This window comes from Streptomyces sp. NPDC020362 (assembly GCF_040642095.1).
In the GTDB taxonomy this organism is placed as follows: domain Bacteria; phylum Actinomycetota; class Actinomycetes; order Streptomycetales; family Streptomycetaceae; genus Streptomyces.
This window is the reverse complement of sequence record NZ_JBFAET010000154.1, coordinates 1-21773: the sequence shown is the minus strand read 5'-3', so window position 1 is coordinate 21773 and position 21773 is coordinate 1. Positions and strand designations below refer to the sequence as shown.

The 21773-nt window shown below is 69.2% G+C and carries 21 protein-coding genes; 11 read left to right on the top strand and 10 right to left on the bottom strand.

Annotated features, from left to right (window positions below):
* Positions 1-105 precede the first annotated feature (105 nt).
* Complete coding sequence (locus AB0H32_RS35665) at positions 106-1524, top strand: FG-GAP-like repeat-containing protein (protein WP_361129660.1); 1419 nt, start codon at positions 106-108, stop codon at positions 1522-1524.
* A 171-nt stretch (positions 1525-1695) separates the two neighbouring features.
* On the opposite strand, the gene AB0H32_RS35660 is transcribed toward AB0H32_RS35665, so the two are convergent.
* A complete protein-coding gene (locus tag AB0H32_RS35660) occupies positions 1696-2955 on the bottom strand; it encodes an MFS transporter (RefSeq protein WP_361129657.1) in 1260 nt (419 codons plus the stop codon).
* Between the two features lie 59 nt (positions 2956-3014).
* Here AB0H32_RS35660 and AB0H32_RS35655 point away from each other — a divergent pair, with 59 nt between their 5' ends.
* Positions 3015-3899: a winged helix-turn-helix transcriptional regulator gene (locus AB0H32_RS35655; protein ID WP_361129654.1), complete on the top strand. Its 885-nt coding sequence runs from the start codon at positions 3015-3017 to the stop codon at positions 3897-3899.
* Positions 3900-4098: 199 nt separating this feature from the next.
* Here the strand turns inward: AB0H32_RS35655 and infA are convergent, their stop codons facing one another.
* From infA to AB0H32_RS35635, 4 genes are all read right to left on the bottom strand, one after another.
* Positions 4099-4323: a translation initiation factor IF-1 gene (infA, locus tag AB0H32_RS35650; protein WP_361129651.1), complete on the bottom strand. Its 225-nt coding sequence runs from the start codon at positions 4321-4323 to the stop codon at positions 4099-4101.
* A 200-nt stretch (positions 4324-4523) separates the two neighbouring features.
* Positions 4524-5321, bottom strand: a complete 798-nt coding sequence (locus tag AB0H32_RS35645; RefSeq protein ID WP_361129648.1) for a GNAT family N-acetyltransferase — start codon at positions 5319-5321, stop codon at positions 4524-4526.
* A gap of 296 nt (positions 5322-5617) precedes the next feature.
* Positions 5618-6031: a hypothetical protein gene (locus AB0H32_RS35640; RefSeq protein ID WP_361129645.1), complete on the bottom strand. Its 414-nt coding sequence runs from the start codon at positions 6029-6031 to the stop codon at positions 5618-5620.
* A 255-nt stretch (positions 6032-6286) separates the two neighbouring features.
* Positions 6287-7036 (bottom strand): TioE family transcriptional regulator, encoded by a 750-nt coding sequence (locus AB0H32_RS35635; RefSeq protein WP_361129642.1) that lies wholly within the window; start codon positions 7034-7036, stop codon positions 6287-6289.
* Positions 7037-7094: 58 nt separating this feature from the next.
* On the opposite strand from AB0H32_RS35635, the gene AB0H32_RS35630 reads away from it, so the two are divergent.
* Complete coding sequence (locus AB0H32_RS35630; protein WP_361129639.1) at positions 7095-8297, top strand: erythromycin esterase family protein; 1203 nt, start codon at positions 7095-7097, stop codon at positions 8295-8297.
* A 502-nt stretch (positions 8298-8799) separates the two neighbouring features.
* The gene (locus tag AB0H32_RS35625) at positions 8800-9858 is read left to right on the top strand and encodes an MBL fold metallo-hydrolase (protein WP_361129636.1); all 1059 of its coding nucleotides are present in this window, start codon (positions 8800-8802) and stop codon (positions 9856-9858) included.
* 104 nt (positions 9859-9962) lie between these two features.
* Here the strand turns inward: AB0H32_RS35625 and AB0H32_RS35620 are convergent, their stop codons facing one another.
* Positions 9963-10187 carry a hypothetical protein gene (locus AB0H32_RS35620; protein ID WP_361129633.1) on the bottom strand — a complete coding sequence of 75 codons (225 nt, stop codon included), beginning with the start codon at positions 10185-10187 and terminating at the stop codon, positions 9963-9965.
* 207 nt (positions 10188-10394) lie between these two features.
* Positions 10395-11225 carry a GNAT family N-acetyltransferase gene (locus AB0H32_RS35615; protein WP_361129631.1) on the bottom strand — a complete coding sequence of 277 codons (831 nt, stop codon included), beginning with the start codon at positions 11223-11225 and terminating at the stop codon, positions 10395-10397.
* Between the two features lie 412 nt (positions 11226-11637).
* Here AB0H32_RS35615 and AB0H32_RS35610 point away from each other — a divergent pair, with 412 nt between their 5' ends.
* Positions 11638-12156, top strand: a complete 519-nt coding sequence (locus tag AB0H32_RS35610; RefSeq protein ID WP_361129628.1) for an RICIN domain-containing protein — start codon at positions 11638-11640, stop codon at positions 12154-12156.
* Between the two features lie 60 nt (positions 12157-12216).
* Here AB0H32_RS35610 and AB0H32_RS35605 read toward each other — a convergent pair whose 3' ends face one another.
* The gene (locus AB0H32_RS35605) at positions 12217-12423 is read right to left on the bottom strand and encodes a hypothetical protein (protein ID WP_361129625.1); all 207 of its coding nucleotides are present in this window, start codon (positions 12421-12423) and stop codon (positions 12217-12219) included.
* Between the two features lie 209 nt (positions 12424-12632).
* Here AB0H32_RS35605 and AB0H32_RS35600 point away from each other — a divergent pair, with 209 nt between their 5' ends.
* Positions 12633-13916 carry an NAD(P)/FAD-dependent oxidoreductase gene (locus AB0H32_RS35600; protein WP_361129622.1) on the top strand — a complete coding sequence of 428 codons (1284 nt, stop codon included), beginning with the start codon at positions 12633-12635 and terminating at the stop codon, positions 13914-13916.
* A 581-nt stretch (positions 13917-14497) separates the two neighbouring features.
* Here the strand turns inward: AB0H32_RS35600 and AB0H32_RS35595 are convergent.
* Complete coding sequence (locus tag AB0H32_RS35595; protein WP_361129619.1) at positions 14498-15868, bottom strand: cellulase family glycosylhydrolase; 1371 nt, start codon at positions 15866-15868, stop codon at positions 14498-14500.
* Between the two features lie 412 nt (positions 15869-16280).
* On the opposite strand from AB0H32_RS35595, the gene AB0H32_RS35590 reads away from it, so the two are divergent.
* From AB0H32_RS35590 to AB0H32_RS35575, 4 genes are all read left to right on the top strand, one after another.
* On the top strand, positions 16281-17108 hold the full coding sequence (locus tag AB0H32_RS35590; RefSeq protein ID WP_361129616.1) for a sugar nucleotide-binding protein: 828 nt from the start codon (positions 16281-16283) through the stop codon (positions 17106-17108).
* 169 nt (positions 17109-17277) lie between these two features.
* Positions 17278-17910 carry a glyoxalase gene (locus AB0H32_RS35585; RefSeq protein ID WP_361129613.1) on the top strand — a complete coding sequence of 211 codons (633 nt, stop codon included), beginning with the start codon at positions 17278-17280 and terminating at the stop codon, positions 17908-17910.
* A 519-nt stretch (positions 17911-18429) separates the two neighbouring features.
* Positions 18430-19116, top strand: coding sequence for a hypothetical protein (locus AB0H32_RS35580; RefSeq protein WP_361129610.1), 687 nt, complete (start codon positions 18430-18432; stop codon positions 19114-19116).
* A 26-nt stretch (positions 19117-19142) separates the two neighbouring features.
* Positions 19143-19313, top strand: coding sequence for a hypothetical protein (locus AB0H32_RS35575; protein WP_361129607.1), 171 nt, complete (start codon positions 19143-19145; stop codon positions 19311-19313).
* A 217-nt stretch (positions 19314-19530) separates the two neighbouring features.
* On the opposite strand, the gene AB0H32_RS35570 is transcribed toward AB0H32_RS35575, so the two are convergent.
* Positions 19531-19899: a nuclear transport factor 2 family protein gene (locus tag AB0H32_RS35570; RefSeq protein ID WP_361129604.1), complete on the bottom strand. Its 369-nt coding sequence runs from the start codon at positions 19897-19899 to the stop codon at positions 19531-19533.
* A 308-nt stretch (positions 19900-20207) separates the two neighbouring features.
* On the opposite strand from AB0H32_RS35570, the gene AB0H32_RS35565 reads away from it, so the two are divergent.
* A complete protein-coding gene (locus AB0H32_RS35565; RefSeq protein WP_361129601.1) occupies positions 20208-21242 on the top strand; it encodes a hypothetical protein in 1035 nt (344 codons plus the stop codon).
* Positions 21243-21773 lie beyond the last annotated feature (531 nt).

Genomic DNA, 21773 nt, shown 5'->3' with positions numbered 1-21773 from the left:
CCTCGCCGCTGGGCACGGGGGTGCGGGCCATCGTTCTGGTTCGCGGACGCCGCCGGCGTCCGTGGTTGTGCAGGGGGTTTCGTGCGTCACTCGGTCCGTCTCGCCATGGCAGTTGCCGTAGCAGCTTCTCTGACCGGCAGTCTGGTGGCCGTCTCGGCCGACCGTGCCGTTGCCGCTCCGTCCAGGCTGGCCGACGACTTCAACGGCGACGGATACCGGGATCTGGCCATCGGCATGCCCGGTAAGACGATCAACGGCGAGGAAGGCGCCGGTGCTGTTCTCCTCACCTTCGGCTCCGCCCATGGCCTGACCGACAAGCACGTCTACATCACTCAGAACTCCACCGGCATCCCCGGCACGTCCGGGTACGAACACCACTTCGGCAGCAGCATCGCCAGCGGCGATCTGAACCGCGACGGGTACGCCGACCTGCTGGTCGGCAGCGAAGGAGACAGCACCGCCGGAGCATCGGTCAGCGGCTCGGTGACCGTGCTGTGGGGCGGCGCTTCCCCGTTCCGCAACAGCCTCGCCCTGCCGTCGGGACCGTCGTATCCGTCCCGCATGTTCGGTGCCGACATCGCCGTGGGTGACTTCACCGGCGACTCCGCTCCGGACATCGCCGTCAGCGGGCAGACTTCGCTGCGGCTGTACTCCGGCACGTTCACCCGTACCAAGGCCCCGGCGGGGGTTGACGTGACCGGCCCGGACATCACCGGCAGCTGGAACCTCGCAGCGGGCGACTTCAACGGTGACGGCAAGGCCGAACTGGCCGTCGTCCAGCAGAAGGCCACCCTCGTCTACGGCCAGAACCCCGGTACCACCGACGTCGGCTCCTTCACCGTCCGGGCGCGGCTCGCCGGCGGAGACTCCGTGGCGGCCGGAGACCTCGACGGCGACGGCCGCGACGACCTCGCCATCGGCCTGTCCGACCCCCGCCTCCACCCCAACGGGCTTGCCGATCCCAGCCACGGCGCCGGCTATGTCACCGTGCGCTACGGAGACCCCGCCATCGACGGCGGCCTCGCGCCCTCAGGCCACGTCTACCACCAGAACACATCCGGCATCCCCGGCTCCAACGAGCTCGACGACAACTTCGGCGCGGCCCTGTCCATCGGCGACATCACCGGCGACCACCGCGCCGAACTCGCCATCGGGGTCCCCCACGAGTCCGTCGGCCGTGCCCGCCGTGCCGGTGACGTGCTGGTACTGCGCGGAAGCGCCCGCGGGCTGACCACCACCGGCGCGGCCGGCTACTCACAGAACACCCCCGGTGTCCCCGGCAGCGCGGAGAACAACGACGTCTTCGGCTCCCAGGTCCGCCTCGCCGACTTCAACGGCGACGGCAAGGCGGACCTCGCCGTCTCCGCCCCTCATGAAGACCCCTACCACAACGGGGGCAGCGGCGCGGTCTGGCAGCTGCGGGGCACAGGCAGCGGAGTGAGCACCAGCAGCGTCAGCGTCTTCGGCCCCAAGGACTACGACGTCGCACCCGGCTCCGGCATCGGCGAAACCCTCCTCGGCTGAAGCCTGATCACCACCGGACAGGCAGCAACACCCACTACGAGATCGGAAACCTCGAACCCCTGCAGGAGATCGCCCGGGGCGGCTGAACCCAGCCGCCCACTGGGAGGGTGCAGGGCGGGCACTGACACACCCGCGCCGCACGCCGACACGGCCGTCCCCGTAGCACCTCGTTCACGCAAGCGCGCGCATGCGGCGGATCGGGCTCGCGAGGAGGATCGCCGGGCTGACCGTGGAGAGGACGGCCATGAGCGCGAAGGAGGCGCGGGTTCCCCACAGGGCGGCGGCACCTCCCGCGGCCAGCGCGCCGAACGGGACCGCGCCCCAGGAGATGAAGCGGACCGTCGCCATCACACGCGGCAGCAGTTCGGGAGGTGTGGCGGTCTGCCGGTAGGTGCGGGTCACGATGCTCGTCACCACCACGGCCGCGGCGAAACCGCCGTTCCCCAGGGCGAACAGGCCGAGTGCCGCGGAGTGGCCGGCCAGCGGCATCAGCGCCGCGAAGCACGGGGAGACCACCGCGGCTCGGCGCAGCGCCCGGCCGCTGCCCAGGCGCGCGACGATCCGGGGGGTCAGCGCGGCACCGACCAGGGTGCCGAGGCCCTCGGTCGCGATGAGTATCCCGACCAGGGCGGGCGGCGCGTCGAGGGTGCGGACGAGGAAGACCGGGGTGAGCGCCATCAGGCCGCCGCAGACGAAGTTGACGGCGGTCGCGTCCGCCGTGCAGGGGCCGATGACGGGGTGGCGGGTGACGTACCGCCAGCCCTCGCGGATCATCTCGCCCATGCCGCGGCGCGGGCCCTCCTGCGCGGGGTGCGCGACCTGCGGCAGGCTGCCCATGAGCGCGGCCGAGACGACGTAGCTCACCGCGTCGACCACGATCGACGCAGCCGCGCCGAGCAGCTGGACCAGCACGCCGCCGAGGGACGGGCCACCGAGTTGGGTCACCGCCCTGGTTCCCGAGGTGAGGCTGTTCCGGGCGGTGAGTTCCTCCTTGCTGACGATGGAGGGCAGGAACGTCGAGTTGCCGATGTCGAAGACGACGGACGCCAGCCCGACCACCAGGGCCACGACGATCAGCTGCGGCAGGCTCAGGACGCCGAGCGCGGCAGCAACCGGCACCGAGGCCACCGCGGCGGCCCGGACCAAGTCCATCGCCACCTGCGTCCCGCGCAACGGCAGACGATGCACGAGGACTCCGGCCGGGAGGCCGATCAGGAGCCACGAAGCGAAGGAGGCGGCCGTGATCAGGCTGGCCCCGAACGCCGAGGCGTGCAGCACCAGTACCGCGAGCAACGGCAGGGCCACCGCCGTCACGGCGTCGCCGATCCCGCTCACCGTGGACGCACCCCAGTACCGCCAGAACGCCGCCGCGCGCGAGGCGCTGTCCGGCTGCTTCTCCTTCTCTCCCTGCCCCTGCACCGCCGTCGTCATGCCTGCCCCCTGCGACCGTCGAGTGAATCTCTTTAGGGAACTGACTATACTCATGGATCATGCGATACACAGAACTCGGCGACCCGGACTGCGCGATCGCGCAGGCGCTGTCGGTGGTCGGTGACCCGTGGACGCTGCTGCTCATCCGCGACGTCGCGGGCGGGACGCACCAGTTCGAGCCGCTCCGGGACGGACTCGGCATCAGCCGCAAGGTCCTCACAGAGCGACTGAAATCCCTGGTCGCGGACGGGGTACTGGAGAAGCGCCTCTACAGCCCGCACCCTCCCCGCTACGAGTACCACCTGACGCCGGCCGGACGCGGCCTGCTACCGGTCCTCGTCGCCCTCCAGGACTGGGGCGCCCTCCATGTCATGGGCGACGGCGTCCTCTCGGCCACCAGCGCGACCGACTCCGCCGAGGCCCGACGCGTGCACGCCCTGGTGGGGCGCCGGCTCCCCCGCCTCGAACTCGCCGGCCCGGAAGGCGTGCCGGTCGACCCGGTCTCCACGGACCGGGCCTGGACGGTCCTGTACTGCTTCCCCGGCGCCTACGCACCCGGCGGGCACAACTACCCACCGGGCTGGGGCCAGATCCCGGGCGCGCGCGGCTGCACGCTGGAGTCGTGCACCTATCGCGACCGGATGCCGGCCTTCGCGGAGCGCGACGCGAGGGTGCACGGAGTCAGCACGCAGCGCCCCGACCAGCTGGCTGCCTTCGCGGAGCACGAGCGGATCGAGTTCCCGCTCCTGTCCGACGCCGACCTGCAGCTGGCCGCGGCGCTGCGGCTACCCACCTTCCGTGCAGCGGGTGCGGACCGGCTCAAGCGACTCACCCTCGTCCTCGACTCCTCCCGCACGGTGCGCGGTGTGCTGTACCCGCTCACCGACCCGGCGGGTTCCGTCGACGACGCTCTGGCACTCATCGACTCGCTGGCCGGAGCGTGACACCGCTCCTCCAGCCGGGGTGATCGGCGGCGACACCGGGCAGGCGGCGAAGACCACCGACGACCTCGGCCGGCGGAGCGAGCAGAACCACCACGGCTTCCCCTTGCCATAGGGGCGCAGGCCGGAGACCCGGCCGGGCCGGGGCCGGGCGCCCAGCGCGGGACTCGTCCCTACGATTTGCCCCGGCCGACTCCTTCCGCTACGACCTGTAGCGGAAGCGGATCCGGCCGCGGGTGAGGTCGTAGGGGCTGAGTTCCACGAGCACCCGGTCGTACGGGAGGATCTTGATGTAGTTCTTCCGGATCTTCCCGCTGATGTGGGCGAGCACCGTGTGCCCGTTCTGGAGCTCCACCTTGAACGTGGCATTGCGAAGGCACTCGACGACGGTGCCTTCGACGTCTATGCCCCCTGCTGCTTTGGTCATGGTCTCTCACTTCTCCCGTTCTGTGACGGTCTACTTCGGTAGGGAATGAATGCGGTGTGCGGTAGGGCGCGGTGCCGTCTGCCGACGGCAGTACGCAACCGCCCCGTGGACGACGGCGATCCGGTACCCACCCGCCTGGGCGGCCCTCACCGCGCCTGCTCCGGGCTCGGCTTGGTCGCTCGGTGCGGTGTGGCGGAGTGTCAGCGGCGGACGAACTCCAGGGTGCCGGCCGAGCGCCGGGCACCAATGCTCTCGAACAGGGCGGTGGCCGCCGTGTTGGACTCGTTCACCTCGGCCCATGCCGAAGCGGTCCCGGAGCGGTGCAGCGAACCCAGCACGTGGGCCAGCAGCGCCCGGGCGATGCCGCGACGGTGCCTGTCCGCCCGGACGGCGATCAGCCCGATCCGCGGCTGCCGGGGAAGCGGCGCCACCCGGACCAGTCCCACGTACTGGTCGGAGTGCCGCGCCACCGCGTACTTCGACGGATCGAGCACGGTGATCCCCGCCGGGCGGGGCAGCACCTCGGCCGGCATCGTGTGCCAACCGACGGCGGCCTCGACCTCGTCGCGGATGACACGGTCCAGGGCGCGGAGCGGGCCCTCCTCCGCCTTGCCGGAGGGCACGATCGTCACGCCTGACGGGGGCCGTACCGACCCGAGCCCGGTGATCTGCGGGTCGGTGGGTACGAGATACCCCCACTCGCGGTGTGCGGCGGCGAAGCCGGCCCGCTCCCAGGCGGACCTCGAGTCGTGGTCGGCCTCGTCGACGACGGTGTACAGCGGTGCCGGCAGGTCCGTCAGCATCGCGTCGGCGATACGGTCGAAGACCGCGCCGTGCCACGCGTCGATGCTGATGAAGAGCCGCCCGTCGGGTCGGCGCGAAGCGTCGCCGCGGCCGACCGTCCGGTCGTCCTCCAAGGCGTGCCACTGTGTGTCCGAAACCCGCGTGACCACGACCACGTGGTCGGCCATGCCCGAAGTGGAATGCAGAAGGTTCATAGGTGTTGCCTCTCAGGAGTGCCTTGTCCGAGGCGCTCCCGGCGACACCTACGTCAATCGCCCACCGTGACGAAAAGGGGGAGCACCCACACACGTACAGCCTTCATGGGTCTCACCTCCTTGCGTTGTCTCACGGCTGCCCAGACGGTACCAACTGGGATCGGCCGGCCCAACTCATTTAACGCCGGCCGGGGATCATCGATCGCGTCGATCACCTGACGATGATCAGGCCACCGCTCTCCGATGACCCGAATGAATCGGCCCAAGAGCCGTCCCGTGACCCGCCGGGCTGACGGTCATGCGCTGTCAAGGTCGGTGCCGATGGCACCGGCCGAGCGAAGGGATCGCCCGAGGTCTCCGGTGAGGATGTGGGGGTGTCGCCGCCACCACCACAGGTCGGGGCCGGGCAGTTTGCGGAACTGGTCGAGTGCTTGGCCGTCGTCGTCGACGGTCGCCGCCCTGTACTGGTCGTCCAGAGCTTTGATCTGCGGGGTCCAGATCTGGACGATGTGTTCGTCCAGCAGGAGCCACGCCTCGTGGAGCCAGTTTCGGCAGGAGAGGTCGTTGGTGTACTCGTAGATGTCGTCGCCGTAGCCGCGCTCGATGACGCTCACCAGGGCGGCCCACGCGTGCACCATTTCAGCGACTGTGAACGCCGTCCGCCAGCCGCGCCGGTGCAACAGCTCTCCCACCTCGGTTTCCGTAGCCACGGGCGTGAGGCTCTCATGCCGAAACTGCCCGGGCCGTGGAATTGCGTCCCGCCAGAGGCCGGCGTCCGCGGTCGCTGCCGTTGGGGGACCGGGTTCCGCTGGTGACCGCCTACTGGCGCACCAACCTGACGGACGACACCGCTGTGCCGGAAGGCTCGGCCCGGGACCAGGCCGACGTCGACGGCCGTCGACGGACGGGTCAGCCGGGACGGAGCCGTTGGTGACTGTTTTTCTCTCCTGCTGACGGGCGAAATCTCATCCGCGCTCGCGGAGGTACGCCTCCAGCTCTGCAGCCCCCGTCAGCATCGCCCGGCCGCGGGCGGACAGCCGACCGTGCCAGTCGCACAGCGCGGCCTCCAGCGGCTCCAGCCCGCCGGCCGCCCGGACCCGGGCGATCAACGGGGCGATCTGCTCCAGCAGATAGCCACCCCGCCTGAGCTGGTGGGCCAGCCGGGCGTCCCGTACGTCGGCCTCGGCGTAGACGCGGTACCCGGTCCGCGGGTCGCGGCGAGGGCGCACCAGCCCGGCGCGCTCCCATTTGCGCAGCGTCGCGGGCCGGATTCCGAGCCTCCCTGCCAGCGGCCCGATGAACGTGCCGCCGGGCCCGGACACCGCGGCCGGCTCGGAGCCCGCACCGAGCTCGGGCGTCGCGGTGGGCTCCAGGTCGCGCAGGGCGCTCTCCACGGCCTGGAGGGTCCGCCGGTCGTCGAGGAGCTGGGCGTGGCTCTCGTCGATGAGACGGAACGCCTCATCGTCCGTGCCCTGGTTCACGGCCCGCATGACCGACGTCGCCGTCTGGTGGCCGTGGCCGGGCACCAGGGCAAGAAACGCGCGCAGGGCTCCCGCGTGCAGTGAGGTGTAGGTGCGGTAGCCGTGGGGGGTGCGACCGGCGGCCGGAAGGATGCCGGCCTCCTCGTAGTTCCTGATCGCCTGCGTCGACAGACCATGCCCGCGCGCCAGATCAATCGGCCTGAGTCGTTCGCCGCTTTGAAGGTTTCGCCCCATGGGAGGGACAATATCGCGAATAAGTTTCAACCGAAGGTTCAACGATACCGTTGAAGGCATGGCTACCGGTATCAAGGACACCGCCCATGCCGTCGAGGCTGCCGCCATCATGAGGCTGCTCCCGACCCGGCCCCAGCTGCTCGCCCTGGGCGAGCCCACACACGGCGAGGAGGCTCTGCTGGACCTGCGTAACGAGCTCTTCCGGCAGCTGGTCGAGCAGGAGGGCTACCGAACGATCGCGATCGAGAGCGACTGCCTGATGGGCCTGGTCGTGGACGACCACATCACCTCGGGCACGGGCACCCTCGACGAGGTCATGGAGCACGGAATCAGCCACGGCTGGGGCACCTTCGCGGCCAACCGTGAGCTCGTACGCTGGATGCGCGCCCACAACAACGGCCGGCCCGCGTCCGAGCAACTCCGCTTCGCCGGTTTCGACGGCCCGCTGGAGATCACCGGCGCCGCGAGCCCCCGGCAGGCCCTCACCGCACTCCACGGCTACCTCTCGGCCCGGGTGGACGTGGACCTGCTCCCCTGCACCGCGGAAACCCTCGACCGCCTGCTCGGCACCGACGACCGCTGGACCAATCCTGCCGCGATGATGGACCCGGCCCAGTCCGTGGGGCGGTCGGCCGAGGCCGGGGAGTTGCGGCTGCTCGCCGACGATCTGGTGGCGCTGCTCGACGAGCAGATGCCGCACCTGCTCGCAACAACGTCGGGGGACGACTGGGACCGCGCGCGCCTGTACGGGCGCACCGCCATCGGCTTGCTGCGCTACCACCACTGGATGGCCGACACCTCGCAGGCCCGCATGACCCGGCTGGCGAGTGTGCGGGACCAGATGATGGCCCACAACCTCCTCGCCCTCGCCGACCGGGGCCCCGCACTCATCCACGCCCACAACGGGCATCTCCAGCGGGAGAAGAGCTCGATGCGGATGGGCGGGACGCCGCTGGAGTGGTGGAGCGCCGGTGCGCTGGTGAACGCCCGGCTCGGCGAGGGCTACGCGTTCGTGGCAACGGCCCTCGGCACAATCCGGCACAAGGGAGTGGACGCGCCGCCGCCGGACACCCTCGAAGGACTCCTGTACGCGCTCCCGCAGGACCGCTGCGTCATCGACGCCTCGCAGCTGGCCACCACCCTCGGCGACACGCACCCCGAGCACCGCGTTTCCCCCTGGTTCGGCTACGCCCCGCTTGACCCTGCCCACCTGGCGAACAGCGACGGCATCGTGTTCGTCAAGGACGTGCAACAGAGCTAGTGCCGCCATCAGCGGTCCATCCGGTCGGGGCGCCTCGGATGCGCGGGAGGCGTCCCGACCGTCAACGGCGCATACGACCGATCAGCGCCGGCCGCACGCCCCGGACGGACTGCGAGGTGAGTTCGCCGCCCCAATGGCTCAACGCCTACTCGGCCAGACGGTCCGACTGGAACTCTCAGTCCCATGTGTGCGACCGACTGCTTCAATCGGCACGTGGGCATGTGGGTCGGCAGCGTGAGCGCCAGGGGCGGCACAGGACTCCTGGCCGCATGCTCCGCAGGGACACCACATGTGGTGCGGCGTACGCTCGTCGGCAGGGGACTCATGGTCGACGTCGTCGAGGTGGGCGGCAGCGCCCGCCGAGGACGGATCGGCGTGCAGCGTCCCCCATGACCCATGACCCATCGCCCATCGCCCGTCACTCATCGGGTACCTGGTGCTCGTCGCTCGCCTCTTGCTGCTCCTTGGCGAACCGGACCCGGACGAGACCGCGGGAGGATGCATGACCTCGCTCGGTGACCTGATCGAGATCGACGACCAGACCGTGCTGGTCCTCGGACAGGAACTGCATGTCGAGCACGATCAACCGGACGTCGCCAACGCCCTCGTGCACCGGGTGGGCGACACCCTGGTGATGGTCGACACCGGCGTCACAGCGGCCTTCCGGGCGGCGCTGCGGAAGGCGACCGACCGGGTCGGACCCTGGTCCCGGGCACTGGTGCTGACCACGCACGGCCATCCTGACCACGTCGGCAACAACGACCTGGCCGACGAGCTGGGTGTGCCGGTGGAGCACTACGTCCCCACCCTGGACCTCGACCAGATGCGGGACCCGGCCTCCTACTGGGTGCGGTCCTTCGACCGCATCGCCGGGTTGGCGCCGCTGCCCGCGCCGCCCGCACTGGCCGCCGGCCGGGTGGTGTCGCTCTTCCAGCCCATGCGCCCCTTCGGCGCGACCACCCGGGCCTACGAGGAGCGACCGCTGGAGCGGATTCGGATCGGCTCGCTTCGGTTCACCGGCTGGACCTTCGCCGACGGCGCGGTCCGCGTGCTGCGCAGCCAGGGCCACTGCGCCGGGCATGTGATCGTGCACCTGAGCGACTGCGGCGTCCTTCACCTGTCCGACGAGGGCAACGGAGCCTGTGGTGCGATGGTTGATGCCGACCAGCTCAAGATCCAGACCGTGCTCGGTGCCGTCTCCACTCTCTTCGAGGAAGGAGAAGCCACACTCCTCACCGACGGGCACACCTTCGCCGTGCGCCGTGGCGCTGAGGTGGTGTCCCACCTGGAGGGACTGCTGGAACAGGCCATTGCCCTACAGGGGGCGGCACTGAGGCTGACCAGGGAGAGCAGGCAGGTTCGGCCGAGCGCGTTCACCCACCGCTACGCGGAATCCATCGCCGAACTGGGGGTCGGGGGCGCCAACCCGAACGCAATGTTCACCGCCATGATGGCAGTCAACCAGCTCCGCGAGCTCGGGCTGCGGCCGGAGCCCGGAAGCGTCGACGCGCCCTGGTCCCGGCCCACCCTGCAAAACCCCGACCTCAAAGGAACTGACTGACCGTCCCAGTTGGCGCATCGCCCGCCCGCCGCGTGCAAGAGCGGGGCCATGGCCAGGCACACCGGTGAGCGAGCGGAACCAGCGTCAAGGGTGACCAGAGCCGACTACACCTCGCCGGTCGCGAACAGCTCGAGATGCCCGCACTTAGGGCAGCGGAACGCCTCTATCTGCCGCCGGGGCCGGCCCATCCGCTTGGCACCCCCGAAAATCCCCCGCTCCAACGCGCCCTCGATCCAGCGCGCGTACCCGCGCGAGTGCTCGCCGGCGTCCTCGATGAAACCCTCTGCCAGACCGACGGTGCCGCAATGGGTGCACGTGTAGTTGTTCATCCCGTGAGTGTAGGGAATGGTGCGGCCAGAACAGCCCCGTAGCCGTCGACTCCTGCCGGGCCGGGACGGCGGAAGTCCAAGTCCACGGTCGGTACACCTGCGCAGCCCTCAGGCAACAACTGGCCCCAGTCAAGCCGGTGGCCGGTCGCCCTCGCCCTCGCCCTCGCCCTCGCCCGGGACAGCGTTGCGGATCCGCGTTGGCGGCAGTCACGGAGCATCTTCGAGGGCGTGTATCGAAAGCATCGACGGGCCGGGCGGGGTGATGCCCCGCTCCGGCCCGTCCGTTCGCTGCTGGAGGTCGAGCTGGTGTTGGTGTGTCGTGTGCGTGGGTGTGTAGCCGAGACCGTCGTTGATGTGTCTCATGTGCGTGTTGCTGTCGGCCGTGTCGGTCAGCAGGCCACCGAGGTCCGGATAGTGCCCGAGGGCCTGTCGGATCGACTCGGCCTTCATCCATCGGCCGAGGCCGTGTCCCCGGTGTTCGGGCAGCACGCCGGTGCCGTAGTGCTGGCCATCACCTGTGCCGTTGCCGGGGATGACGAGTTCGGTGAACCCGGCTATCGACTCGTTGGAAGTGTCTATGGCGACGACGGTGTGCAGATGGTCGCCGCGCTGTTCCACGGCTTTCGCCGCGGCTCGCACCCGGTCCACGTCCCAGGTCACGATGCCGTAGTCGGTGTCGTCCATCGGCATGTCGTCCATGGCACGGCGTGAGGCGGCGAACGTCTGGGCGAGGCCGTCGGGGACGGTTCCCTGCCACGACACGAGCCGATAACCGGGATGAGGACGCTCAATGATCTCGGTGAGGACGGTGGCGTCCACGTCGGCCAGTGACAAACGGGAGTACCTCAGGGTGAGGGCCTTGCGGAAACCGCGCGCCGCCAGAAGGCGGTCGCCGGGCGATTCGTTGAGCACGGGAAGAATTTGGTCCAGCCGGGCGGTGCAATGGAGCAGGATGCGGTGGCCTCGTACGCCGAGAGAGCCGTCGTTGCCCAGCCAGGTCGACACACAACCGGCGGTTTCAGCGTCGAGCAGCACCATGTCGATTCCCGACCGGTCCGCGCCACGCACTCCGGCGGGGAAAATGGCGCGCCTGTGTTCCTGCCAAAGGCGGGCCACTGCCTCGTATTCAGAACATCTGGTCACGTGGCTCATCATCGTGCACCGTGCACCGCGATGAGTCGCTGTCATGCAGGTTCTCCCCCGAGATGCCCGGGGACAGGGGTAGACCGGTGCGCCGTGTCGAGGGCCGGTGGTTTCCCTTGACAGGGATCAGACCATGCGGAACCGGCCATACCGGATAGTGCGCCACACATCGGATTGAAGTGTTCACGCCTAGCCCCATAGCGTGTGCGAGGCATGCACGGCTGGGTGATGCCCCGCATCACAGCACACTGCCGCACGCCACTGCCTGCCCTTCGACCGAGCGGGCCACCACCATCGGAGGACCATCATGAGCCTGCGCACTGCTCTCGCCACTCGCACCGCGAGACCGGCGGCAACCGTGTTCGTCACCGCGGCGTTGCTGCTGACCGGCACCACGGCCGCGCACGCCGTCACGCCCAAGCCCAAAGGTCCGGCCATCGCCGACGGACAGATCTACTACTACGCGCTCCAGAACCAGAACACCGGCCGCTGCGTGGACGATTCCTGGGACTACGGTCTGCGCGCATTCACCTGTAACGGGCTCAACTACCAGAACTTCAACTGGTACAAGCAGACCGACGGCACCTGGGTCGTGCAGAACCAGAACACCGGCCGCTGCATCGACGACAGCACCGCATACGGTCTGCGCGCCTTCAGCTGCAACTACTCGGCGTACCAGCGGTGGACGATCGTCTACCAGTCCGACGGCACGAAGACGTTGAAGAATCAGAACACCGGCCGCGTGATGGACGACAGCCTCGACTTCGGTCTGCGCGCGTTCGGGTACAACGCGCTCTCCTACCAGAGGTTCACGTTCGTCGGCTGACACCCCAGCCGGCTACGGCCGTGCGCGCCCTTGCCGGTGTGCACGGCCGTGGCACGTCGATCAGACGTGTAGCAGGACCGGTTGCAGCGGGGCTGGGAAGGTACGCCCGTACTGGGCGCAGTGAATGCTGACCGCACCACCGAGCCCGGCTCCGTGATCGACGAGATCGTGCGCGAAGGCGCCCGCCGGATGGCGGCCGCTGCGGTGGGGGCGGAAGTCAATCAGCACATGGCCGAGTTGGCGGCCGACCGGGATGAGCGCGGGCACCGCCTGGTGGTGGGCAACGGCCGCCACCAGCCCCGCGCGATCGCGCGAGGTTCGAGGACGGCGCCCTGGTCGAACCCGCCGAGGAGGTCACCGCAGCCTGATCACACACCACCCGATCCACAACTCTTGACATTCGGTCATGCCCCTGACACCAGTGGCACTGCACCATTCCACGAACGGCACCACACCCCGAAGGGGGCGATCAGCGCATGACCAAGCCTGAGAGCGCGGGATACGACTACGACGTCGTCATCAGCGGAGCCAGCCTCGCCGGCAGCGCCGCGGCGAGCCTGCTCGCACGACGCGGTGTCCGCGTCGCACTGCTGGAACGCCGCTCTGACCCCGACGCGTACAAGGCGCTTTGCAGCCACTCCCTCCAGGCCAGCGCCTACCCGGTGCTGGACGAACTCGGCCTCGTCGCCGCTCTCGAGAAGGCGGGAGCCGTCCGCAACGAAGCCCGCTGGTACACCCGCTGGGGATGGATCGAGCCGAGGGCCGCGCCGGCGGGCCCCGAGCTACCGTACGCGTACAACATTCGGCGGAGCACCCTCGACCCGATGATCAGGTCCCATGCGGCGCAGACGCCCGGCGTCGATCTGCTCCTCGGTCACCAGGTGACCGGGCTGGTCCGGGAAGCCGGGCGAACCTTGGGGGTGCGCGCGTCGACACCACAGGGCGAGCGTGAGATCCGGGCCCGCCTGGTGGTCGGCGCCGATGGCAAGGACTCGGCCGTGGCGAAGTTCGCCGGGGTGCCTGCTCGGCTGCACGAGAACGCACGGTTCGGCTATCTCGCGCACTTCCGCAATCTTCCACTGCACGGCGGGATCGGTCACGCCTGGTTCCTCGAGCCCGACATGGCGTACGGGTTTCCGAACGACGACGGGGTGACGGTCATCGCGGTGCTCCCGGACAAGAAGCGCCTGCCGGCCTTCCGGGAAGACCTGGAAGGCAGCTTCTTCGAGTTCGTCCGCTCCCTGCCCGAGGCACCGCCCATCGACTCCGCCGAGCGCATCACGAAGATCACCGGCACTGTCAACTACCCCCTTGTCAGCCGCGAGCCGACCGCACCGGGTGTCGCGTTGATCGGCGACGCCGCCCTGACCGGCGATCCCTTGTGGGGAGTGGGATGCGGGTGGGCCCTGCAGTCCGCGCAATGGTTGGCCGAAGCGGTCGCGTCCGCCGCAACCGGTCGGGGCGACCTGAACAGGTCGCTCGTGGTGTACGCACGCACACACCGGCGCCGGCTGCGCGGTCACCAGTATCTCGCTGCCGACTTCGCCAAGGGCCGTCCGTTCAATCCCTTGGAGCGGCTGATGTTTTCGGCGGCAGCGCGCGACGAGTCGATGGCGCGGCACATGTATCTGTTTGCATCCCGCCTGACCGGTCCGCTGCGCTTCCTGAACCCCGTGGCAGTGGCCAAGGCTTCGGCCGTCAACATCAAGCATCGCGGGGCGGCTGCGTCAACCGAGTACCCGTCACACACAGAGTCCTGACCGGCTCCTCTCCCACTCCACTTGCTCTCGGCAGCTTCCGCAGAAAGGAACACTGAACCGCTCCGGGAGCCTGTGGAGGCTTGATTCCATCAGGCCATGGCACGTTCGGCGAGGATCCCGTCGAGCTGCGACCCTGCCGATGGCGGTCGGAGGGACCGTCTGTGCACCCTGGTCCGGCCATCTGGTCGGTCGCATCGGACCACGGCTGCCGCTGAGCCTGGCCGGGGGCTTCATCATGGCGAGCGGACTCTGTCCGGTTGGGCTCGACCGGCATACGACCGTGCTCCTGCTGCTGTTCGCCTGCCTGCTCATCGGTATCGGCTCGGCTTCGCCAACGCCCCCATCACCAACACCGCGGTCGATGGGCTGCCTCCCGCCCGGGTCGGCGTGGCCGGAGCCATCACGTCCTCCGCGCGACAGTTCGGTGCTGCGCTCGGAATCGCCCTCGCCGGCGGACTGGGTTGCCCATGCCGACCCGGCGGGTCTCGCATATGCGTCCCGCCCGGGCCGGCTCTTGGTCGCCGCCTGCGGGCTCCTGCCCTCATGGCCCATGCATCGCGGACGAAGGACTGAAGAAGCATTCAGCTCTGCTTGACGGTGATGGTCACATCGCCGCCGGGGGCAGCCAGGAACCACACTCTGTTTGTCGTCCTGCGCAGCGTGACCGCGCTGCCGTCGACCGTGATCCGCCACGGCCCCTCGGGCAGGGACAGCTCTGTCAGCCGGGAGCCGTGCCGAGCCGCACTGTAGGTCAGCCGGTATGTGGCATCGCCGGGGGTGTACGAGACGGAGCGGATCGTTCCTGCCACGGTCTCCGCGTACGGTTGGGCGGTCAGCTCCTTGTTGGTCCTGAAGGCGCCCGAGTCGTCGACCACGCAGTAACCGCCGCCACGGCACCAGACGTAACCCGCCCAGCCAGAGCTGTAGCGGCCGAGCGAGGCCATCGCGTCGCGGTAGAACCGGTTCATGTTCGGCAGGGAGCTGTTGAGCGCGCCCCACTCCCCCACCACGATCGGAACCTTGTACTGCTTCGGGTACTCGGTGACGGCCTTCTCATAGGTCTCGATCCAGCCCGCCCCGGGATCGTAGTCGGCGCCCGCCTCCATGGCGGCGTTGTAGAAGTGCGGTGCATAGACCACCTTCGGGTCGTCGATGCGCCCGAGGCCCGTCGGTACGCCCTCGCCCACGATCGGGGTGGGTTCGACGAAGACCCAGGCATCGGGGTCCGCCGAACGGACGGAGTCGGCCAGGCGGTTGTACATGGGGGTGAGCTGCTCACGCTCGATCCGGCGGGCGGCTGCCGGCAGGTCTTCCCCCTGCTGCAGCTCGCCCATCGGTTCGTTGATCAGGTCGTAGCCGAGGACCGCCGGGTGGTGGGCGAGACGAGAAGCGAGGACCCGCCACGCCCGGGCCTGGGCGCGTTGCAGATCCTGGTCCTGATAGAGGTGGGTGAAGGCGCGCTGGACGGCAGGCTCAAAGTACTCGGCAAACCAGTCGTCGGGATGGGCGGTGAACGGAAGCCCGTCGGTCCTCGTCGCCCACTCGGGTATGCCCCGGTGACCGAAAGCAGGTCCGAAGACGTCCTGATGCGCGTCGATCACGACCTTCACGTCATATCGAGCGGCCCAGTCCACGATGCGCTCGATCTTCCGCAGATACGTCTGGCTGTACTGGCCGGGCCGCGGTTCCAGGTCGTCCCAGAAGACCAGTAACCGGGCGAAGTTGAAGCCCTTGGCGCGCATGTCGCGGAAGTCGCGTTCGGAGATGGCCGTCAGGGCCTCGTCGCCCCGGTGCACCTTGTCCTCGACGTTCCAGCCGCGCAGAGTGAGAACACGCCCGTGCCGGTCGGTCAGTGCGGGTATGCCGGGTGCGGCCAGCCGGCGGTGGGCGGTGGAGGGGGCAAGGAGCGCGGCGACCACTGCGCCCACCGTCAGCGTTGTTCGGACCACCATGGAGCGCCTCCGGTCCGTCGGGTTCGGGACGCGGCATCCAATCAGCAGCCGCAGCAGTGTTCAAGTGACAGTGCAAGCCGAGGAGTGCAGACGGCCCGCAGGAGAGGGCGGGGCCGGTCTGCATGCGGGTGACGGACCGGCGTGCATGCGCGTGACGGGCCGACGTGCATGCGCGTGACGGGCCGGCGCGGCCCCGCCCATGACCGCGCGCAGCCTGGCCGGAGAGACCCGATCGGAGCAGGTGACATGAACCGGCTGAGCCCCTGCTGACTCTCCCAGGAGCCTCAGGTCCTGAGCGTGAGAGTGCCGGGCAGAGACCGACACACACGGCCGCTGTCACAACTCGGGCTCTGGCTGAACTTCGGTGGTGCCGTGCCCGGTGCCCACCGCGACCGGTCTACCGTGTCGCATCATGACGGTTCTGATCATCGGCGGCAGCGGCTTCCTGGGCGCCGAGTTGATCCGGCAGGCGACAACGGCCGGGCACGCGACGGCCGCGACCTACGCGACCAGGCCCGGCAACACCTCCGACGTCGCCTGGTACCCACTTGATCTGAGGGATACCGGACGTGCGGACGCCCTCATGGCCGAGGTCGGCCCGCATCTTGTCGTCAACGTGTCCAGCGGCAAGGCCGACTGGGCGGTTACGGCGGAGGGCCCCGTCCGGCTGGCGATGGCGGCGGCGAAATACGGAACCCGCCTGGTCCACGTCTCCAGCGACGCGGTGTTCTCCGGCGCCCGAGTCCACTACGACGAGTCCTGCCTCCCTGACCCCGTCACCCCGTACGGGGCGGCGAAGGCGGCAGCGGAGACCGGGGTCCTCCTCGTGTGTCCGGAGGCCGTCGTCGCCCGCACGTCGCTGATCATCGGCGATGGGTGTTCCATACATGAGCGCGCCGTGCACGAACTCGCCGCCGGAACCCGCGACGGCGTCCTGTTCACCGACGACATCCGCTGCCCGGTGCACGTCGCCGACCTGGCTGCCGCCCTTCTGGAACTGGCGTGGGGTGACGCCGCGGGCATCCACCATCTCGCAGGGTCCGACGCTCTGAGCCGTCACGAGCTCGGCATTCTCATCGCCAGACGTGACGGCCTCGATCCCTCGCGGCTGCCCACGGGTCTGCGGGCCGGCAGCACACTTCCCGGCGCCCTCGACCTGCGCCTCGACAGCCGGACGACCCAGCGGAATCTGCGCACCACGCTGCGCGGTGCTCACCAGTTCTGCATCGCACCGGCTTGACCTTCCGGCCCGGCGGCTGCCTGAGCGAGATCAGCGACGCCGGCTGCGGCTCGGGGGCCTGGGTGGCGTGCGGAAAGCCTCTTGAGCGGGTGGCCGCCCCTGGGACCGCGTCCGGATCGGTCAGTTTTCGAGAAGCACCAGTGCCCCGGCCGCCCCTACCGTCGACGGCATGAACTCCATCGACTCCGTCACCCTCGAGGTGGCCGACACCACGGCCGCCGCCCACTTCTACTCCACCGCCTTCGGACTGGACTCGTCTCAGGTGCGCCTGCGCGCCTGCGCGGCCCCCACGACCGGCTTCCGCGGCTTCACACTGTCGCTCGTGGTCTCCCAGCCGGGCAACGTCGACGCCCTCGTCGGCGCCGCGCTCGACGCCGGGGCCACCACCCTCAAGCCCGCCACGAAGTCGCTGTGGGGCTACGGCGGCGGCGTCCAGGCCCCGGACGGCACGATCTGGAAGATCGCAACGTCCGCGAAGAAGGACACCGGCCCGGTCACCCGGGACTTCGACGAACTCGTGCTCCTGCTGGGCGTCGAGGACGTGAAGAAGAGCAAGCAGTTCTACATCGAGCAGGGCCTCACCGTGGGCAAGAGCTTCGGCGGCAGGTACGTCGAGTTCGCCACCGGGTCGGGCGCCGTCAAGCTGGCTCTGTACAAGCGCCGCGCTCTCGCCAAGGACGCAGGTGTCCCAGCCGACGGCACCGGATCGCACCGGCTCGTACTCTCCGGCACCGGGGGCCCGTTCAGCGACCCGGACGGATTCTTCTGGGAAACCGCTGCCCCGCTGACCGCCACCGCCTGAGCCGGGTCACCTCCACTTACGGGACGGGGCCTGCGGCGTTCTCGTCGGCACTGCCGTCAGCGTCCACACCGCCCCGTGCCCGGGGAACCAGACCTCGGCAGCCACGGGCACGGACTGTGTCGTCGCCATCACGCGACGATCGCCGGTCTACTGGTCGCTCGGACTCTGCCTGGCCTGCGCCGCGACCGCGTTCTTCCACATCCGCCGATCCCGCAACCGCGGAGTCGGCACCCCGGTCCGCCCCTACGTCCTCATAGGGATCGCCATCGTCGCCCTGACGGCCGCACGCACAGCCTGGATCGTCACCCACTACACGCTCACGCCCGGCCCCTCCGTCGACTTCTGGGGCATCCACACCGGCCCCGTCCCACCGCTGAGGAACTTCCTCGTCCGGCTCAGCGGAGACGCGCTGTCCATCGGGCTGCTTCTCCTGGTGCTGTCCTGGGTGGAACGCAATCGCGCCCTACTGGTCTTCACCCTGGCCTACCTGGCCATCGAGCTGGCGCCGATCAGCACGCCGTGCTGCGCGCACTGCTCACGTCGGTCGGCTTCCCGGCCGACATCGCGGTGCCGCCGCGCACGGCCGGCCACCAGAACGCCCCGGTGCTGCGAACCGGCCGGCGGTTGCCCGTCATCGTGTTCTCGCACGGCGCGCACGACCACCGTGCGGACACCACCATCGTGGTTCAGGAGCAGGCCAGCCACGGGTACGTGGTGGTCACGGTGGATCGCACGTACGACACGTTCAGCGAGTTCCCCGACGGCCGCCTCATCGTCCCGCTCGACGACCCGAAATACGTACTGGGCCCCGCGGACTTCGCCAGGGACATCCGGTTCGTACTCGACTGCGTCGAGGACCTCGCCGCCGGGCGCAACCCCGACGCCGACCAGCAACCACTGCCGGAGGGCCTGCTCGGCGCCCTCGACCAGAATCGCATCGGCATGTTCGGCTGGTCGAAAAGCGCGACGGCGACCACCCTGGTCATGAGCCAGGACCAGCGGGTCCAGGCAGGACTCAGTTTCGACGGCCCGATGCAACCCACGATCACCACCGACCCGGACCGGCCGTTCATGCTGATGACGGCCGAGTTCCCCGGGCCTGGCAGCCAAGCGTCGCCGAGTTCTTGTCCCGCCTGCGGGGATGGAGGCTCAACGTCCAGGCGGAGGGAGCGGCTCACTCGTCGTACTGCGACGTCCAGTTCCTGATCCCGCAGCTGGCGAAAGCGGTCGGGATGAGCGACGCGGACCTTCAGAGCTGGATCGGAACCCTCGATCCGGCCCGGGCGGTCCGGATCCAGCAGGCGTACCCGCTCGCGTTCTTCGACCAGCACCTGCGCCACCACCGGAAGCACCTGCTCGACGGTCCGAGTGCGGCCTTCCCAGAGGTGAAGTTCATCCCATGAGAGGGGACCGAGCGGGTGTCCTGCCGGAGGTTCACCCTTCGGCACGGACGTCGGCCGACGGCTCCGGAAGCAACGTCAGCACACCACCTAGACCGGGCTGATGGCCGGGTTTCAGGGCCCGCTTGGGCGATCAGGTGGCCACCTGCCCTGGTGCAGCAGGCGGCCGCCATCGGGGGATATTTAGCAGGTCCGTACCGATCCTCTTCGCGGGCGAGGATCATGCCTCGGGAAGTCGGTCCAGGAAGCCGAAGACGGAGGTGATCCGGCCGTCCTCGGCCAGGGTGAGTACGTCCGAACCCGCGACCGGCGCCGAACCGTCCGTGACGGAGACGAGCTCCCAGCCGAAGCGGGCGATGTGATGGTTGCCGTCCACATCACCGGCCAGCCTGAACTCGAAGCCGGGGAACTGCTCGTGCGCACCCCGGATCACCGCGGCGATCTGCTCGTGACCGCGCACGTCGGCCAGCGGGTCCGTGTACGTGCCCTCCTCGGACCACGCCGCGGCAACCGCCTTGGCGAGCGCGTCCGCCTCGGTGGCGTTCCACGCCTCGAAGTAACGGGTGACGGCGGCAGTGTAGATCGACATGGCGGGACTCCCATTCCGGTGAAGTGGCATGGCATTCAGATCAGTTGGTCCGGGCTCCGGGCCGGAGTGCGCCGGCCCGAAACCCGATGGCTCAACCTTGCCGCGCCCCGCCCGGCCGCGCGATTACCACCCAGGTAATGACGCCCGGCCCACCGACGCAGCTCGCAGCCGTCGGACGGAAGTAGACGAGGCGCGCCGACGCAGGCCGTCTTCGACCAACCAGCACGAATGCGCCACGCGGCGAACGCGGCACGTCCCGGTTACCCTTGACCGCGCCTCTGGAAGCGGCTGCCGTATCGTTACGGCACATGTGGCCAGGAGAGCAGTCATCGAGGGGCGGACAGGATCCGCAGCAGCCCCCGGTCGGACACCAGGCGAACGGGTACCAGCAGCCCGGTCCTGGCCAGCCGAACCCGTACCAGCAGCCCGGTCCTGGCCAGCCGAACCCGTACCAGCAGCCCAGTCCCGACCCGTTCCAGCCGAATCCCTACCAGCAGCCCCAGCACTGGCAGATGCCCACGCAGCCACCCGTCGGCATACCCGTGCCCCCACCAGCCGGTGGCGGCCGAAACCGAACCGGACTCATCGCCGTCATCGCTGCGGCGGCCGTCGTGCTCGCGGCGGGCGTCACCGGATTCCTCGTGCTCGGCGACAACCAGCACGACGGGCCCGACCCGAAGCCGACCAACACCGCATCGCCGTCGCAGAGTTCTGCCAACCCGCGAGGACCCGACACCCGGACCGCCACGATCAAGGGCTGGAACGTCGTGGCCAATCCGGCGCAGGGAATCGCGTTCGATGTCCCGCCCCAATGGGAGATCCAGTCTCCCGGCTGGGTCACCTATGTCTCCAAGGACGGGGACCCGGACGACAAACCTCTCATTGCCATACGCAATGTCGCGATGCTGCAGAAGAAGTGGTGTTCCTCGGACGAGGACCGGGACGGCACGCTGGAGAACGTACCTCTGGCCCAGGTGGGTACGAGGGGCAACCACGGTTACCGAAGCACTCAGGAAATCGCCGGTTCCGACCCGAAGACCTGGGTGTACGGGGCGTACTCGCAGCCGGACAAGACGAAGGTGAAGACCAGCGCCGTCGAGGAGTTCACCACGAACTCCGGCCTCAAGGGCAGTCTGGGCACTGCCTGGTCGATAGGCGTGAAGAAATCGAAGAAGTGCGCCACCGACGGCAAAGCATGGACCTTCGCCTTCAGGAACACTGCCGGGGATCTGGTCTCCTGGTCGTTCTTCGGGGCCAGGAACGTCTCCGACGAGGTACCGGACGCGACCATACGGAAAATCGGCACCACTGTACGGCTCTACAAGCCCCCGTCGGATTCCTGATTCCGATCCGGAACCGGGCGACGGGAACGGCCCCGCCCGGTTCGGATCGAAGTCGTGGAAGGGCCGGTCATGGCACGTGGTCTTGATCTCTCACGATCAAGGCGCCAGTCCTCGCCATCCGGGGAGCCGCGACGACTCGTAGCGTGGGGGAAGGCCGTACTCCCGGACCGCCGGCACAAGCCCTCACGCGACCATGGCATGAGCCGGCGCTGGCTACCGCGCGGAGGCGATCGACCGCACTGCCCCCTCAGCGTCGACCTTGAAGGCATCCAACGTGACCCCGGAGTCAAGGGTTCAAAGTGATCCCCGGCTTTGGGTGGTCGAGCGGACCTTCGGCTGGCTCATACACCACCGCCGTCTCGTCGTCGACCACGAACCTCGCCCCCACCGCTCCGAACTCATAATCGACTTGGCGGTGATCGACTTCCCAATGACGTTGTCAAGGTAGTGCTGTGACAGGTGGTGCGGCTTGGTAGCACCGTCCGTCCCGCAAGAGTGCCCAGAGGACGTTGACGCGGCGGCGGGCCAGGG